The following is a 15,874-nucleotide window of genomic DNA, read 5'->3' on the forward strand; positions in this document are numbered from 1 at the left end:
AGTGAATAGTGAAATCAAATCACAGAGGGATAATATAGAGTTGCCTGAAGTTTACGGAGCAATAAAAAACTCGGTGATCATAGGGGGCTATACTGTTCATGTGGATGACTATGGTAAGAATTTAAAGAAATACCAAAGACTAACAAGCACCGGTGAAGCAGTTTCCACAGCAGTGCTACCTGGAGACTCTGTATTATTGGCGGAGCCTTCCATGCCCATCTTCCTGCCTTTCCAGTATGAAAGTGAGGCATTACTGATAAGGCTTTCGGAGCCAGTATATGTTACTCCAAACTATACTTCAGTATTCTATTTAGAAGCTCCGTTTGACGTTGTAGTTTACGACGAGGACGGCGAGATCATAGATATATTCACAGTAGAGGATCCTAAGTACGGTCTTTATGGAGATCCGAATAATGGTGTCGTGTGCAGATATGGGAAATCAGGTGTCTACGTATCTGAGGAAGAAATACCTAGGGGGAAAGCAGTTTTACCCGTTAAAGTTAGAAACTCGTTTCATACGACTCTAAAGATAACATTAATCGTAGTTCCCTATAGACTGCTTAAAGCATACTATACCAAGGAAGGGAAGATTTACTATTCCATTGCTAAAATAGAATTAGAGGATAAGAATAGAGCAGTAGTTTACGCTTCCAAGGAACCTCCGCTCAAAGGTCTAAGGCAATCGAGAATAGATCCCTTCAGGAGAAAGGGGATATTTATACCAACTGAGGTTGGGAGGTTTGAGTTAGAATGGGGGTTCTCGTTACCCTTAACCAGGCTTTCACCGCAATCGTAAAGGAGTTTAAAGGATCACTAGGTAATTTAAATGCAGCTGATATAATAGCTGCAAGTATAGTCATAATATTATCATATGTAATAGCAGTTGTTTCTAAGAAGCTAGTAGAGAAACCTCTGAGAAAAGTTGCCCCCCAAGATATCGCGACTCTAGTATCGAGAGTAGTATATTATACTGTCTTATTCTTCGGGTTACTATCGGTCCTAGCACTATTTAATATAAGCCTCTCCGGCCTGTTAGTGGCTGGCGGGATAGCAGGTATCGTAATAGGATTCGCTAGCCAAACGGTCTTCTCAAACTTCCTCAGCGGCTTGTTCATTTATTTCGATAAACCCTTCAAAATCGGAGACGCTATAGAAATAGGAGGGGAGAGCGGTATAGTCACGGACATAAACGTGTTTAGCACAAGAATCAGGAGATGGGATGGAGTTCATATAAGAATACCGAACGAAGATATATTCAAGTCACAGATAAAGAACCTCATTCAAAATAAGGTTAGAAGGGTTGATTATACTATTGGAATAAGCTATCAGGACGACCCGGAAAAAGCTAGGGCAATAATTGGTGAGCACCTTGAAAAGCATCCACTAGTATTAGCGGAGCCTCTTCCAACAGTGTTTCTCAGCGAACTGGGTGATAGTGCTCTAGTTATCCAAGTACGCTTCTGGACGCTGACGAAATACTGGTTTCAGGCAAAGACAAGTATACTAGAAGAATTATACAAGAAGCTAACGGATAATGGTATAACGATACCCTTCCCACAGCAAACCATTTGGTTTGCTAATACGCTTGAGCATCATAACACTAGTATTGAACCTGGAAAACATAAGTAATAAAAGCCCTCGCAGTTTTCGAATTTAAAACATGTATATATACGATGAAAAGCCTAGGATTGAATAATTGTACGTATACCAGAAAGGTGTACTGGTAGTGTGGGGGAACCTTAGCGATCAGATAGTGAGTTATTACTGGGTAATGTCAGCTCTACAAGGACAGCCTTGGGTGCCATTCGTCCCAAGCAATCCGGATATAGTTAGAGAGGCCTTCAGGCATATCAGGCTTGGAAAGGATGACGTGTTCTACGACCTAGGATGCGGCGATGGTAGAATTGCTGTACTAGCAGCAAGCGAGTTCAATGTGAGGAGATCAGTTTGTGTCGAGAAAAACCCTAAACTGGCTGAGAAGGCATTATCAACAGTCAAAGAGGAAAGACTTGACGGAAAGGTTATCGTAATCAATAGAGACATGTTTCAGATCCCAATAAGCGATGCAACAGTTGTTTATATGTATTTACTTACAAGTGTTAATGAAATGCTTCGATCGAAGCTGGAAAGAGAGCTTATACAGGGAACTAAAGTACTTACCCTAGACTTCAAGATTCCAGGATGGACGCCCTATAGGACGCTAGGTACAGGAAAAGGCTGGCAGAAAACTATCTACATTTACGTGAAGGGAGTATCAAACATTGTAACAAGACAAATATAGCTTGGTGTACTTAATGTCTTCTAAAATTCCCCGAATAATTATTCTCTTCGGCTTAGTGTCATTATTCGCTGACATGACGTATGAAGGAGGTAGGAGCGTCCTAGGGCCTTATATGGACTACTTCAAAGCAACAGGTACAATTGTAGGAGCTTTATCTATAGGAGAACTCTTAATGCATCTCTCCAAAGGGCTAGGTGGCTATCTAGCAGATAGGGCAGGATCTATCAGAGCCAGATGGACAATAATATTCGCAGGATATGGACTAAACCTTATATCCATGCCGCTTTTGGCATTTGCCGGAAACTGGATACAGGTATTCATACTAGTTTTAGCCGAACGAATCGGGAAGGGCCTTAGAACTCCGGTTAGAGACGCTATTCTGGCAGAGGCTTCAGTTACTTATGGAAGAGGGAAAGCGTTTGGTATCCACGAAGCACTTGACCAGGTAGGAGCAGTGATAGGCCCGTTTTACTTCGGGCTCTCTATGATGACTGGTCATACATACAGGACTGGTTTTCTGGCATTGTCAATACCAGCGACGGTATCACTTTTATTACTAGGATATACATACATATGGAGTAAATCCAACCGTACCATCCTCAAATCCGGAGGCTACCAGAATATTGGCTTACATTTCAGCCTTTCTTCCTATATCCTGGTAGCAAGTCTTCTTTCTATAGGTATAGTTCAATGGGCCCTTCTCTCCTTCGTTTTATCAAGGGGAGGAGTAGATGTTTCAACAATCGCATATGGCTATGCCGTAGCAATGGGTATAGATGCATTATCTGCCCTCGGCGCAGGCTTTATCTACAGTAAGGTCGGGTTAAAAACACTATGGATCGTCCCGTTATTTTCTGTACTTGCAACCCTGCCATTCATCTCCCCCGGATCCGTATGGTTAATTGTAACAGGCATAGTTTCATGGGGTATAGTCATGGGTTTAGAGGAATCAGTATTCCGTGCTGCATTGGGGGATATTGCATCAAAATCAGATTTAGCCGGCGCCTACGGCGCTTATGGGTTATCCGTGGGTTTAGCTGGATTCTTAGGCAACTTATTCATGGGTTATCTAGCAGATACCAATCCCCTGATGATTCCATTATTTGTAGGTGTAATCGAACTAGTAGCGTTAACGGCCTTATTCACGCTTCCAAGAAGAGGATCCACTCAACTCTAGTCTCTTTATCTCAGTATATGAGAGGAACTCTAGTCCTTCCAAAGAGTCGAGAGCGTGATATAGGCTCTTCTCACTATAGGCTACTGCACCGTGCCCCACTAGTATACCTGTTTTACATCCAGTCTCAACTAATCTTTTAGCTGTGACCTCGGCAAGCTCCGTACTTCCACTCGGCAGCCTAGGGATGAAGGCAACACATTCACCGACAGTGTATTTCGACTCAACATACTTCAACGGATCGAGGGGTAAACTCAACTCCCCTGCCAAAACGGCGTGAGGAAGGTGGGCGTGGAGGACGGCCTTTGCTTTTAGAATCTTTTTATAGATGTGTAAATGCATTCTGTACTCACTGGAAGGTTTCCCAGAAATCGCCTCTCCCTTGAGGCTTACTACAGCAATATCACGGGGATCGAGTAGGTTTTTTGGAACAGCACTAGGAGAAATATACATCATCCCACGGGATCTATCTACTATACTAGCATTACCTCCCATTATATTAATCAAGCCCCTCTCATAGAGGAGTTTCATCACCTCAACGATTTCTTTTCTCGGGCCAATATCCATGGACAAAGTTTTTCCCTACTTTTCTATATAACAGGATTAAACTAAGTATTTAACCTAGATAATAGTAGAACATTTGCATGTACAAATCAAACTGGATCGTTAAGACAGGGTGAAACAAGTGCCTCTAACATACAATCAACTCGTGGATTTCTTCTACAATTTAATACTGACTGGAGCAACAAGAATGCCTTTAGACGTTTATACAGCTCTCAAGAAGGCATATGACGAAGAAGAGAACCCTGTAGCCAAAAAGCAGTTTGAGGCTATCTTGAAAAACATTGATCTTGCAGCGAGAATGACTAGACCAATATGTCAAGACACAGGGACACCATACTTTTTCATAGAGGTTGGAGAGGAGTTCCCATTAAAGACTAAGATAAAACAAGCAGCAGAAGAAGCTCTTGCAAAACTGACTAAACAAGGATACCTCAGACCGAACAGCGTTGACCCATTTTACTTCAAGAACCCTGGAAACAATGCTGGGAGGCATATTCCATGGTATCACTTCGAAATAACTGATGGAGAGAAACTTGACGTCTGGTACTTAGCTAAAGGCGGCGGCAGCGAGGCTCCTAGTACGCTAGTCATGAGCACTCCACTCAAAGGATTTGAGAACTTGAAGAAAACCGTTGTAGAAACGATAGCTAAGTATGGTGCAATGCCTTGTCCTCCTGTAATCGTTGGAGTAGCGGTAGCAGCGGGTGCCGACATAGCTTTAGCGCTTGCAAAAAAGACATTATTACGGGATACGCTGGCAAGGAACCCTGATCCGAAGCTAGCCAAACTAGAGGAGGCTCTACTCAAAGCTGTCAACGAGCTTGAAATAGGGCCTCATGGTTTTGGAGGGAAAACAACAGCTTTAAACGTCCACGTAGACTATGCCTTCAGGCACCCAGCGACATTCGCTATCGCAGTAATAACAGGATGCTGGGCGACAAGGAAGAGCCACGGAGTCATAGATTCCACAGGAGAATGGGGAATAACTTCAAAGCATTACGAACCCGAGGAGGGGTGACAGGTATGAATGAATCTAAAATATATCATTTGAGGACTCCCCTAAAAGACGAAGATATGGAGCAACTTAAACTTGGGGACATAGTATACCTTTCCGGGACAGTGTTCACAGCAAGAGACGAGGCTCACGCAAAGATATTGGAGGTAATAGAGAAGGGAGAACAGTTACCAATGGATTTCAAGGGACTAGCACTATACCATTGCGGACCGGTTGTAAGAGAGAAAGACGGTGGATACGAGATAGTTGCAGCAGGCCCAACTACGAGTATGAGAATGGAAAGCGTTGAAGCAGAGTTCATAGAAAAAACAGGTATTAAAATGGTTATCGGAAAAGGTGGAATGGGCCCCCAGACGGCAGAGGCTATGAGAAAGTACAAGGCAGTATATGCTACATTCACGGGAGGTGCAGCAGTTCTAGCAGCAGCTGCCGTAAAGAGAGTTATCAATGTTTACTGGCTAGAGGAACTCGGCATACCGGAGGCTGTTTGGGTATTAGAGGTAGACGAGTTCGGCCCGCTGGTCGTCACTATAGACTCGACTGGTAAGAATTATTATGAGGAAAAGCTCACAGAAGCAAGGGAGAAAGCTCAGAATGAAATAATACCTAGCCTCCTAAGGGAGAATATTCCATAGGGAGGGCGAGGAACCATTATTCTTTTTTACAAGTTCAAACCTTATCTATTCAATCAATATCCCCGTATATGTGCGGGGAGACCGTGCGCGGTTAGAATAGACTAAGAGTGTGATGGTGAAAATCAATTGCCGGTCGAAACGATAACGCATGATGTACTGATCCTTGGATCAGGTATAGCCGGCCTTAGAGCCGCGGTCGAGATAAAAAGGCAATACAGTGAAAAGGTTGATGTCGGAATAATTAGTAAAATGCAATTAATGAGAAGCCACAGCGTTTCAGCTGAAGGAGGTACTGCCGCAGTCTTATATCCGCAGGAAGGAGATAGCTTTGCATTACATGCTTGGGATACTGTTAAAGGTAGTGACTTTCTGGCAGACCAAGAGGCTGTATGGAATTTTGTAAAGCAAATGCCTGAGGAAGTATATCTGCTCGACCACTGGGGTCTCCCATGGAACAGGAGACCTGACGGCAGAATAAACCAGAGACCCTTCGGAGGACACAGCTACCCAAGAGCAGTCTTCGCAGCAGACAAGACAGGTTTCTATGAAATGCAGACACTATACAATAAACTTCTACAATATGAAGGCTGGGAAAGATACGACGAATGGTTTGCAACTAACATAGCAATGGAGAATGGAGAATACAAAGGACTATTCGCCCTCAACCTCAGAGACGGTAAGCTCTACTTCTTCCGGAGCAAAGCACTCATCATAGCTACAGGAGGAGCAGGAAGACTATTCAACTTCACAACATACGCCCACACAGTAACGGGAGACGGTTATGCAATGGCCTTTAGAGCAGGAATGGCTCTAAAAGACAATGAATTCTTCCAGTTCCACCCAACGGGACTCGTGCCAAACGGCATATTAATAACGGAAGGTGCGAGGGGAGAGGGGGGATACCTCTTAAACAATAAAGGAGAAAGATTCATGAAGAAGTACGCACCTAACTATATGGAACTGGCTCCGAGAGACGTTGTAAGCAGGTCAATGTGGAGTGAGATACTAGAGGGAAGAGGATTCCTCCACGAGCAGAGTGGACTGGAATACATACAACTAGACCTCAGGCATATAGGCGAAGATAGATTGAATGAGAGGCTACCTGCTGTAAGGGAAATAGCCATCCGTTACATAGGAGTAGATCCAGCTGAGGAACCTATACCGGTAAGACCGGTAGCTCACTACAGTATGGGTGGTATAAATAGTAATATGTATGCTATGGCTTTAGATGCTGAGGGCAAGTGGATCAAGGGGATTTGGGTAGCTGGAGAAGCCGGTTGTATGAGTATGCATGGAGCCAATAGGCTTGGAACAAACAGTACGGCAGAATGTTTGGTTACAGGTAAAATGTCTGGATTTCTAGCAGGTAAATATGTTTTGGAGGGAGCTCAATTGCCTGGAATGCCTTCAGAAGATAGAATTAAGAAAGAGGAGAAGTGGATTTACGATGAAATGCTAAAGAAGGAGAGTGGAGAGTCGCTTTATACAATAAGGAACGAGCTTAAGGCAACAATGGGTAAGAACTTCTATATATTTAGGAATGAAGAAGACATGAAGAAAGGATTAGCAAAGATACTTGAACTAAGGAAAAGGATGAGGGATATCTATCCATTCGATAAAAGCAGAGTTTACAACACTGACTTAGTAGCAGCCATTGAAACACAGGATCTTCTTGATGGTGCTCTAGTGGTTGCTAAGGGAGCCCTTGCCAGACAGGAGAGTAGAGGAGCACACTTCAGACTAGACTTCCCTAAGAGAGACGATGAAAACTGGTTGAAACACACAATAGCAGTCAGATATGGAGAAGATGATGTTCAATTGACTTATACTCCGGTCGAAATTACGACCTGGAAGCCTGTAGAGAGGAAGTATTGAGGTGGTATCCATGAGTGGGGATAACTCGAAAAAGAATCTTCCAGGCCTTCTTCAGGCTAGTTTAAACCCTTGGCTTATTAAAGTGAAGGATCATCCTGAGAGGCTAGCCTTCATACTTCATAGGGTAACTGGTGTAGTAATAATACTGTATCTTATAGCGCATGTGTATGTTACAAACACCCCTACTAGAGTAGGCTGGGATGCATGGACGCAGGTTATGGTGCAATTCGGGAATAACATATGGAATAAAATAGGGGAATGGATAATAGCTGGATGCGTAATATTCCACGGATTAAACGGTATCAGATTGTTACTCGTTGAATTCTTCGGAATAGGAGTTGGTAGGCCGGTGCATCCTAAGCCTCCATATAGACCTGTTAGCTTATACGCGGGCCAGAGGCTCATGTTATTGATAGTTTTCGGCCTAGCTATAATTGGATGGGTCTGGGCAGGCCTCATAATATTCGGGTGATAAAAATGGGTAAAGCGTCAAATATCCAGATATGGCAATATCTGACTGCAATACTACTTATCTTCTTCCTAGGCTTCCACTTAGCAGAGAGGATACCACAGATAACAGGAATGAGTTACCATCAGAGCTTGGATGCGGAGAACGCTTATCATAGTTTCAGTAGCTATGGATGGGTCCTCTGGATTCTGGCCGCTATAGCATTATTCCATGGATTAAACGGGTTAAGGGGGATATTCCTCGAATGGAGGCAGGGAAAAACGTATACATTGACTGTCAATGCTCTTTTCTGGATAGTGTTCTTAGTACTCCTAGGTGTAGCTACATGGACTATAATAGCCCTACCTGCCCTTGGGTGAGAGGTGAAGAAATATGAGTCTAATTGAAGGAGGAATACCGACTCCGCCTGAGAAGGTTCTGTTCAAAATAAAAAGATTCGACCCTGAGAAAAAAGAGTTCTACTGGAAAGAGTATGAGATTGCAACATACAAAGGGATGACTGTTCTAGATGCTCTTTTAAAGATCAAGGAGGAGCAGGATAGTTCGCTAGCTTTCAGGTACAGCTGTAGAATGGGTATATGTGGTAGCTGTGGAATGGTAATAAATGGTATGCCCAGCCTGGCTTGTCAAGTACAGGTAGGTGCGGTAGCAACGGAAGGTAACCCTGTTGTTACAGTAGAACCCCTCTATAACTACCCGCCTATAAGGGATTTATTCACGGACTTTACAAGCTTCTTCGAGAAGCACAAGAGTGTGAAGCCTTATTTGATAAGGAAGGATCCGCAGGAGACTGAAACTGGAGATGCGGAGTTTGCAATGACCCCGGAGGAATACGAGGACATATACCAGTTCTCCCTTTGTATAAGTTGTGGAGTTTGCTATGCAGCCTGTCCAGTGTCAGCAAGTGACCCCTCGTATCTAGGCCCTCAGGCACTGGCGTATGCATGGAGATATGTTAGGGACGTTAGGGATGAAGGTTATGAAGAAAGGCTAAAGATAATTGATACAGAGGAAGGATGCCATCGTTGCCACTTCGCAGCCACGTGTAGTGCTGTATGCCCTAAAGTAGTTGACCCTGCTATGGCTATACAGAAACTACGGAGCGCACTGTTTAAGAAGAAGCTTGGTGCGTGGAAGAAGAAAACGAGTAAGAAAGTCGGTCCATACCATTATGAGGGCCCTAGTAAGGCTAAGAAAGTGCCTCAGTTAACGGAGGCGTTGCTACCTAATGTTGACTTAGAAGCTAAGATGAAGGAGCCTGTTAATATAGACATAGAACTCAGGTAATTCTCTTTTTAATTCATACTAAACATTATTTTTTCCTATAACTTCTCTAATTTTTAGTGTGGGAAACTTGGAAGGCTTTATAATTCTAATAGGAACAGCTGGATCTGGTAAAACACATCTTGCCGACTCATTTGGTAGATGGTTAGAAAATATGGGTTACAGCATAGCAAGAGTAAACCTTGATCCTGCAGTAGACTGGCTCCCTTATTCTCCCGACATAGATGTCAGAGATTATGTATCAGCGCAGAATATTATGTCAGAGATGAAGCTTGGACCTAACGGTGCATTACTCGCCAGTATCGACATGCTTGTCGGGCATATTAACGACTTGAAGAGAGATCTATCACAGTATAGGGTTGACTATTATATAGTGGATACTCCAGGTCAGATGGAGTTGTTCGCGTACCGTACCTCTGGGCCGGTAGTCTTAGAAAGTCTACTCGGTAGTAGTGAAGCAGCGACGATATTCCTGTTAGACCCCATTTTCGTGGAGAAACCCTCAAGCCTTGTCTCTGCGTTTCTCTTATCGGCTTCTACCTATCTTAGGCTTCTTAGACCTCAGGTTAATATCGTATCTAAATCGGATCTGTTGCTGCCTGATGTAATAGAGTTCCTCCAATCAGGGTCGGAAGAGGGTGGATTATTGAGTGAAATGGTTGGAAGGGAGGATAGGAGTGATCCACTCTTATATAAGATGGCGGAGGTTCTCGATGAAACAGGGTTCACCGGCCGTTTAATTCCAGTATCGAGTATTACAGAATTCGGATTCGAAACTCTTTATTATGAGTTGCAGAAGATATTCGCGGGTGGAGAGGAAAAGGACTAGCTGTGGTAGATGTATAATAAACCCCATGCTCTCCATATATTCTAAGGTAGGTGTGGGATGGTGAATCAAAGGCCGGATTTAGAACCGTTTTTCAACCCGTCAAGCATTGCAATTGTTGGCGCCTCTCCCAAAAAAGGAAGCCTTGGAAGGGCTATTCTTGACAATCTGGTATCACGGTATAGAGGATTTATCTATCCAGTCAATCCTAAGTATATAGACGAATTGGGACTTAAGTGGTATTCCGGCATAAAGGAGATCCCTGAACCACCTGAGCTTGCCATAATCGCTGTTAAGGCCGATTTTGTTCCAGGAATATTAGAGGAGGCAGGTATGAAAGGGTCTAAGGCGGCTATAATAATAAGTGGAGGGTTTGCTGAGTCAGGCGAACGTGGAAGGCAGCTACAGGAAGAAGCGTCTAATATAGCACGAAAATATAATATTAGAGTTATAGGTCCTAACTGTATTGGAGTATATAATGCTTTAGTAGGTTTGGATACCTTCTTCCTCCCACAAGATAGGATGAGGAGGCCTCCGAGAGGCCCGATAGCTATTATAAGTCAAAGTGGAGCTTTTCTTGCGTCAATAATGGATTGGGCTGCTTTAGAGGGTATAGGTATAGCTAAAGCAGTAAACTTTGGGAATAAAATGGATGTCGATGAGGTGGATATGTTAGAGTACTTCGGCTGGGATGATGATATACGGGTTATACTTATGTATATCGAAGGTTTAAAGCCTGGCAGAGGCAAGGACTTTATTGAAATAGCTAAGAGAGTAACTTCCCGAAAGCCTGTAATACTCTTAAAGGGTGGGAAGACCTCTCGTGGTGCTAGGGCAGCTGCTAGCCACACAGCTGCACTTGCCGGAGATTATAATGTACTTAAGGGAGCACTTAAGCAGGCACGAATACTAGAGTCAGACGAGGTTCTAGATTTATTTGATATGGGTAAAGCACTGGCTAACTTGAGATACCCGCGTGGAAAGAGAGTAGTCATAGTGACAAATGCTGGTGGACCCGGGGTCATAATGGTAGATAACCTTATACGATACGGCTTAGAAGTCCCAGAGCTATCAAAGGAACTACAGGAAAAGCTTAAGTCGGTGTTTCCACCTAGAGTCGCTGTTCGCAACCCCGTTGACTTAACAGGAGATGCTAGTAATGAAGCTTATGAGAAGGCTCTGACGACTATAGTAGAGAGCGGTGAGGCTGATATTATAGTGGTTATAGCGTTAATGCAACCCCCAGTACTTAAGATAGAACTAGGAGATTTGATAGCTGATATTGCTTGGTCACACCACAATATACCTTTCGTTGTAGTTACAATGGGGTCTGATATAGCAAAGCAATTAGAAGAGAGAGTAGAGGGTAGAGGTATACCGGTGTACAACTTCCCAGAGAGAGCTGCAAGAGCTGTATATGCAATAGCACACTGTTCAAAATGTAGGTGAAAACGATTGAATCCTATGGAAATAATAGATAAAGCCCTGTCGCAGGGTCGTAGTAAACTATTAGAAAATGAGGCGTATGACCTCCTCGCAAAGTATAGCATACCTGTTCCAGAGCATTGTCTAGCTAGGAACATGGAGGGACTCCAAGCTTGCTCAAGTAAAGTTACATTTCCACACGCATTGAAAATAGTTAGTCCCGACATTGTACATAAAAGCGATGTCGGCGGTGTCATAATAGGACTGAGGAACATCAATGAAGACATTAATGCATACAGGAAAATAGTGGAAAACATTAGCAGGAAAGCTCCAGGAACTAGAATCGAAGGTGTTCTCGTCCAGCAAATGGTCCCTGAGGGACTTGAAGTTATTGTAGGTGGTATTAGAGACAGGTTCTTTGACATAGTTGTCATGTTCGGCCTTGGAGGAATATTTGTCGAGGTATTACATGACGTCTCTTTCAGAGTTTCTCCTCTAACCTATAGAGATGCCCTTGAAATGCTTGACGATATTAAGGCTAATAAAGTGCTATATGGATTTAGGGGCATGCCTCCGAGAGACAGAGAGGCATTAGCTAAAATAATATATGGGATTTACCAGCTAATGGAGAAGCACAGAAATATAAAGGAGATTGACCTTAACCCGGTCATGAGTTATGAACATGGAGCGTATATCGCAGATGCGCGTGTGATAGTTGGCCAGTAAACATGAAAGTTAATGGGTGGGTAGGTCGATAGTCTTGCAAGAAGCAGAAAACGTTGAGGTTCAGGAGAAGGATATGCTTAACAAAATAACGGAATTAAGGCAGAAACTTAAGGAAATAATTGAACATAGAAGCATTCTTATCGATGAGATTAAGATTGAGAGAAGGAAAAGAAGGGAACTCCTCGATAGGAGAAGAGAGCTTATAGAGGAATTGAAGAAACTCCGCGAAGAGAAGAACAAGTTGTTTGAAGAGCTAAATAAACAAAAAGAGAAGAGAAACGAGCTAAGTAAAATGTTACACGACAAAATAGATGAATTGAAGAAGTTCAAGGAACAATTCAAGGATGACAGTATCATGAGGGTAAGCATATCTTCTATACAAAGAAGAATACAGCAACTTGAATGGAAACAGCAAACCCAAGTTCTATCTTCACAAGAAGAAAACGAGATAGTAAGAAGGATTATGGAATTAGAAGAACTATTGGAGAAGGCTCGTGAAGCAAAGAAGCTAAAGACGCAGTTCATATCCATCAAAGCAGAATTAGCGAAGATAAGAGTAGAACTCAAGGATACTACTGCAAAACTGAGGGAAATTAGAGAGAATATTGGTAAAGTTAAGGAGAGAATATCTGGCTTGAGCAGTGACGTCAATGATCTTAATAAACAAATCGATATTATGACTGAGGATATCGAGGAGAAAAGTAAAAACATTGAAGGATTATCAAAGGAGAGGACTCAACTAAAGTCCCAGCTTAAGATTCTGAATGAACAGCTACGCGCTGTTCGTATGGGAGAGGACGCTAAGAAAGTTGAAGAATTTGTAGAAGAAAGGAGAAAACAGGTCATGGATAAGATGAAGAAGGGAGAGAGACTGACGCTTGAAGAGATGAAGATACTGTACGGAGAGCTATAAGGGAATTGGCCGAGTTTCTGGGTTTAACCTATAAGTTAATTTTCGATACATCTCACAATATTTATTCTAGCAAGAACAATAATTAACTTACTAGAGGAGCCGGGGATGACTGATTCGGGGCCTATTCTAGTATTGGTAATAGATGTCGACGATGATTTAGGCAATGCTGGCATCCAAACTCCTATAATAGGAGAGGAGGCTGTATTAGAAGCTGTTCAGCATTTCGCTTTACAATACCCTGAAGATAGTGATGTTAATGCGATTTACGAAGGCATCAAATTGTATAGAGAACTCGAGAAAACTGGTAGTAATGTCTATATAGGTGTTTTAGCAGGCGATCCTGTTAATAGTGTTAAAGCTCATATGAGAATACTCTCGGAGCTAGATAATGTTCTAGAGAAGCTTGGACTAGAGAAAAGAAAGATAAGGGCAATTATCGTTACGGACGGAGCTGAAGATGAAACAGTGATACCTGTAATATCCAATACTGTGGATATTATCAGTGTGAAAAGAATAGTAGTCACGCAACACGTGGGTATTGAAACAACTTATGTCATACTTGGTAGGCTTATTAAAAAGGCAATATTTGAACCTAGGTTCTCCAAGTATTTCGTAGGAGTCCCCGGGCTTATAATCCTTGTGGGGGCTATATTGACAATAATGAATTGGTTCACATATGCGGTTGAGGCTGGAGCTGTTATACTTGCATTAGCAATGATAGTAAGAGGATTCAGCCTGGAACCGTATCTAGAGAAACTTGCGACTGACCTTAAAGCCTTCTTCATCCCTGGAGGGGAGCATTACCATCTCATAGTTGTTGCAAATGCTACTTTAACACTAAATGCCATCCTATCATTGTTCCTTATCTATTATAACTGGTCGGTATCAGAGGATATTGTACATAGAATTGGATATATTCTCTGGTATCCATTAATAATCTTCGGCTTCGGTGTACTAGCTTTCCAGATAGGTAGATTAATGGTTTACATGGAGTTAAACAAGAAGAAAATGTATGATGAAACCCTCAAAATACTGGTAACTATCACGCTGATACTTGCAGGATACGTTCTAGGAGACGGACTCAGGAGTCTCCCAGCTAACCCGAGCTCTGACTTATTATCCACGGTGATACTTGAGTCAGGTTTCCTGCAGATACTGTTTGGGGGTCTAGGAATAATTGCGATGCTATATGTATATTTAAGAGTAACAGGAAAATATGAAGCTATTTCCCAAAGTTCCTCTGAACACCCTGAAACCAGCGAATAGCCTGGTAGAGATCTGCTATACTGAACGCAGGCCATGGTTTCTCGGAAAAATATAACTCCGCATACCTAGCGTTTACCGGGAAAAAGTCGCTTAATCTTTTCCGATCTCCCGTTCTAATAACAAGATCGATCGGTGGAAGCATTCTATAGCTTATAGGTCTCTCCACTCCTTTTTTATCCATATTAATTTCCCAAACAGTGCTATAGCAAAGAGCTATACTTAGTATTCCACCAATCCTATTCTTTGTAGAGTTTTCAAGCTTGAGTATCCTGTCAACTATACTGCCAGGTAGTAATGAGAGATCTCCAAAGAAGACGACTCTTATCCCGTTGCTAATTAGGTCCTCATCTCTAGATAGCTCTTCCACTCCTCTTACAATGAGATCATAGAGAGTTTCAAGTTCTTCACTACCCCTTTTCATACAGTTGTCTAGCGACATCGCGTAAACTGATAGATATTTTACCCCGATTCTTAAGAGTTCCTTCATTATATTCCTCAAATTTTCATAACCGAGGTTATACGCTATTTTATATGAGAGGTTTGCGAGACGGGAATATCTCCTATTCCCATCCGGGATGATACCCACATGTAACGGTAGTTTGGATGGGTCTAGGTATGTGTCCACTGATCCTTTGACTAGTTCCTTTATTTTCCTCTGGATTTTCGTGGCAGATGTAGCAAGGTTACCTGTAATACTATTTTCCAACGTTTCATCCCCATGGTCAGTTTAGCCTTGTATGAATGTTCGGCTAATCAATATATTAAGATTAAACAAGTCCATTGATAATTCTATGGTGATATATATTGGGGGTTACAAGTAAAGCGTTGATAGGTACGGATAACTCCATGAAAGTCCTCGCAGCCAAGTTAGCCTTCGGGAAAATTGGTATTACCAATGTAAAAGGTGTTAGTGTAGAAACGGGAATACCACCTCAACCTGTGGGTTTAGTTGAAACGCTTGCTGGAGCGTTAACTCGAGCGGTTAAAACCAGGAATATTTGTGGAGACTGTTTCACATCTGGAGTTGAATCCGGAATAATTCCATATCCTGCCCCCACTGGTTATATTATACAACAAATTGCCATTGTAGTAGATCGCCAAGGAAGGATTAGCCTAGGATTAAGCCAAGGTTTTGAGTTATATGAACACGAGGCTATGGGAGTTTCAATGGGAACCGAGCTGGCTAAAGTCGGGTCAAAGTATAGGAGCAGTATCAATATTAAAGAGAATCTAGGTTATATAGGTTGTATGACTCATGGTTTAGTGACTCGTTTTGATCTAACAGTGAATGCGTTGTTAATGGCGTTAAAGCCTTGGATACAGGGTGATACGGCTGTACTTCCATATTACATGGATTATATAGATAGGCTAAAGGATGTATTCGGAATAGACTTATAATCCTCCAACAATGCCTAAGGTGA

Annotated in this window: 18 protein-coding genes; 16 read left to right on the forward strand and 2 right to left on the reverse strand. The window is 42.5% G+C overall.

Going from position 1 to position 15,874, the window contains the following annotated elements; translation table 11 throughout:
• Nucleotides 1-40: 40 nt before the first annotated feature.
• The 4 genes from F7B60_01080 (at nucleotide 41) to F7B60_01095 (ending at nucleotide 3,458) form a co-directional block, all read left to right on the forward strand.
• The gene (locus tag F7B60_01080; GenBank protein ID MCE4614109.1) at nucleotides 41-796 is read left to right on the forward strand and encodes a DUF432 domain-containing protein; all 756 of its coding nucleotides are present in this window, start codon (nucleotides 41-43) and stop codon (nucleotides 794-796) included.
• Complete coding sequence (locus F7B60_01085) at nucleotides 751-1,629, forward strand: mechanosensitive ion channel family protein (GenBank protein ID MCE4614110.1); 879 nt, start codon at nucleotides 751-753, stop codon at nucleotides 1,627-1,629. Before F7B60_01080 ends, F7B60_01085 begins: the two co-directional genes overlap by 46 nt.
• A gap of 97 nt (nucleotides 1,630-1,726) precedes the next feature.
• Nucleotides 1,727-2,281 carry a methyltransferase domain-containing protein gene (locus F7B60_01090; GenBank protein ID MCE4614111.1) on the forward strand — a complete coding sequence of 185 codons (555 nt, stop codon included), beginning with the start codon at nucleotides 1,727-1,729 and terminating at the stop codon, nucleotides 2,279-2,281.
• Nucleotides 2,282-2,294: 13 nt separating this feature from the next.
• On the forward strand, nucleotides 2,295-3,458 hold the full coding sequence (locus F7B60_01095; GenBank protein MCE4614112.1) for an MFS transporter: 1,164 nt from the start codon (nucleotides 2,295-2,297) through the stop codon (nucleotides 3,456-3,458).
• Here F7B60_01095 and F7B60_01100 read toward each other — a convergent pair.
• Nucleotides 3,420-4,022, reverse strand: a complete 603-nt coding sequence (locus F7B60_01100) for a class II aldolase/adducin family protein (GenBank protein MCE4614113.1) — start codon at nucleotides 4,020-4,022, stop codon at nucleotides 3,420-3,422. The two genes, F7B60_01095 and F7B60_01100, sit on opposite strands and share 39 nt — an antisense overlap.
• Nucleotides 4,023-4,140: 118 nt before the next feature.
• Here F7B60_01100 and F7B60_01105 point away from each other — a divergent pair, with 118 nt between their 5' ends.
• The 11 genes from F7B60_01105 (at nucleotide 4,141) to F7B60_01155 (ending at nucleotide 14,453) form a co-directional block, all read left to right on the forward strand.
• On the forward strand, nucleotides 4,141-5,037 hold the full coding sequence (locus F7B60_01105) for a fumarate hydratase (protein MCE4614114.1): 897 nt from the start codon (nucleotides 4,141-4,143) through the stop codon (nucleotides 5,035-5,037).
• 5 nt (nucleotides 5,038-5,042) lie between these two features.
• Nucleotides 5,043-5,669: a FumA C-terminus/TtdB family hydratase beta subunit gene (locus F7B60_01110; protein ID MCE4614115.1), complete on the forward strand. Its 627-nt coding sequence runs from the start codon at nucleotides 5,043-5,045 to the stop codon at nucleotides 5,667-5,669.
• A 126-nt stretch (nucleotides 5,670-5,795) separates the two neighbouring features.
• Nucleotides 5,796-7,544, forward strand: a complete 1,749-nt coding sequence (locus F7B60_01115) for a succinate dehydrogenase/fumarate reductase flavoprotein subunit (GenBank protein MCE4614116.1) — start codon at nucleotides 5,796-5,798, stop codon at nucleotides 7,542-7,544.
• Between the two features lie 10 nt (nucleotides 7,545-7,554).
• Entirely contained in the window at nucleotides 7,555-8,016 is a 462-nt protein-coding gene (locus F7B60_01120; protein ID MCE4614117.1) for a succinate dehydrogenase, read from the forward strand.
• A 5-nt stretch (nucleotides 8,017-8,021) separates the two neighbouring features.
• Complete coding sequence (locus tag F7B60_01125) at nucleotides 8,022-8,372, forward strand: hypothetical protein (GenBank protein MCE4614118.1); 351 nt, start codon at nucleotides 8,022-8,024, stop codon at nucleotides 8,370-8,372.
• 13 nt (nucleotides 8,373-8,385) lie between these two features.
• Nucleotides 8,386-9,300, forward strand: coding sequence for a succinate dehydrogenase/fumarate reductase iron-sulfur subunit (locus tag F7B60_01130; protein MCE4614119.1), 915 nt, complete (start codon nucleotides 8,386-8,388; stop codon nucleotides 9,298-9,300).
• Nucleotides 9,301-9,367: 67 nt separating this feature from the next.
• Nucleotides 9,368-10,126 carry an ATP/GTP-binding protein gene (locus F7B60_01135; GenBank protein ID MCE4614120.1) on the forward strand — a complete coding sequence of 253 codons (759 nt, stop codon included), beginning with the start codon at nucleotides 9,368-9,370 and terminating at the stop codon, nucleotides 10,124-10,126.
• Between the two features lie 60 nt (nucleotides 10,127-10,186).
• Nucleotides 10,187-11,572: a CoA-binding protein gene (locus tag F7B60_01140; GenBank protein ID MCE4614121.1), complete on the forward strand. Its 1,386-nt coding sequence runs from the start codon at nucleotides 10,187-10,189 to the stop codon at nucleotides 11,570-11,572.
• 6 nt (nucleotides 11,573-11,578) lie between these two features.
• The gene (locus F7B60_01145; protein MCE4614122.1) at nucleotides 11,579-12,274 is read left to right on the forward strand and encodes an acetate--CoA ligase family protein; all 696 of its coding nucleotides are present in this window, start codon (nucleotides 11,579-11,581) and stop codon (nucleotides 12,272-12,274) included.
• A gap of 34 nt (nucleotides 12,275-12,308) precedes the next feature.
• On the forward strand, nucleotides 12,309-13,187 hold the full coding sequence (locus tag F7B60_01150) for a hypothetical protein (GenBank protein MCE4614123.1): 879 nt from the start codon (nucleotides 12,309-12,311) through the stop codon (nucleotides 13,185-13,187).
• Nucleotides 13,188-13,292: 105 nt separating this feature from the next.
• Nucleotides 13,293-14,453 (forward strand): DUF373 family protein, encoded by a 1,161-nt coding sequence (locus F7B60_01155; protein MCE4614124.1) that lies wholly within the window; start codon nucleotides 13,293-13,295, stop codon nucleotides 14,451-14,453.
• Here the strand turns inward: F7B60_01155 and F7B60_01160 are convergent.
• Nucleotides 14,410-15,159, reverse strand: a complete 750-nt coding sequence (locus F7B60_01160; GenBank protein ID MCE4614125.1) for an undecaprenyl diphosphate synthase family protein — start codon at nucleotides 15,157-15,159, stop codon at nucleotides 14,410-14,412. The two genes, F7B60_01155 and F7B60_01160, sit on opposite strands and share 44 nt — an antisense overlap.
• Before the next feature lie 98 nt (nucleotides 15,160-15,257).
• On the opposite strand from F7B60_01160, the gene F7B60_01165 reads away from it, so the two are divergent.
• A complete protein-coding gene (locus F7B60_01165) occupies nucleotides 15,258-15,851 on the forward strand; it encodes an inosine/xanthosine triphosphatase (GenBank protein ID MCE4614126.1) in 594 nt (197 codons plus the stop codon).
• Nucleotides 15,852-15,874 lie beyond the last annotated feature (23 nt).

The organism is Candidatus Tiamatella incendiivivens, assembly GCA_015522635.1.
GTDB lineage: Archaea > Thermoproteota > Thermoprotei_A > Sulfolobales > Acidilobaceae > Tiamatella > Tiamatella incendiivivens.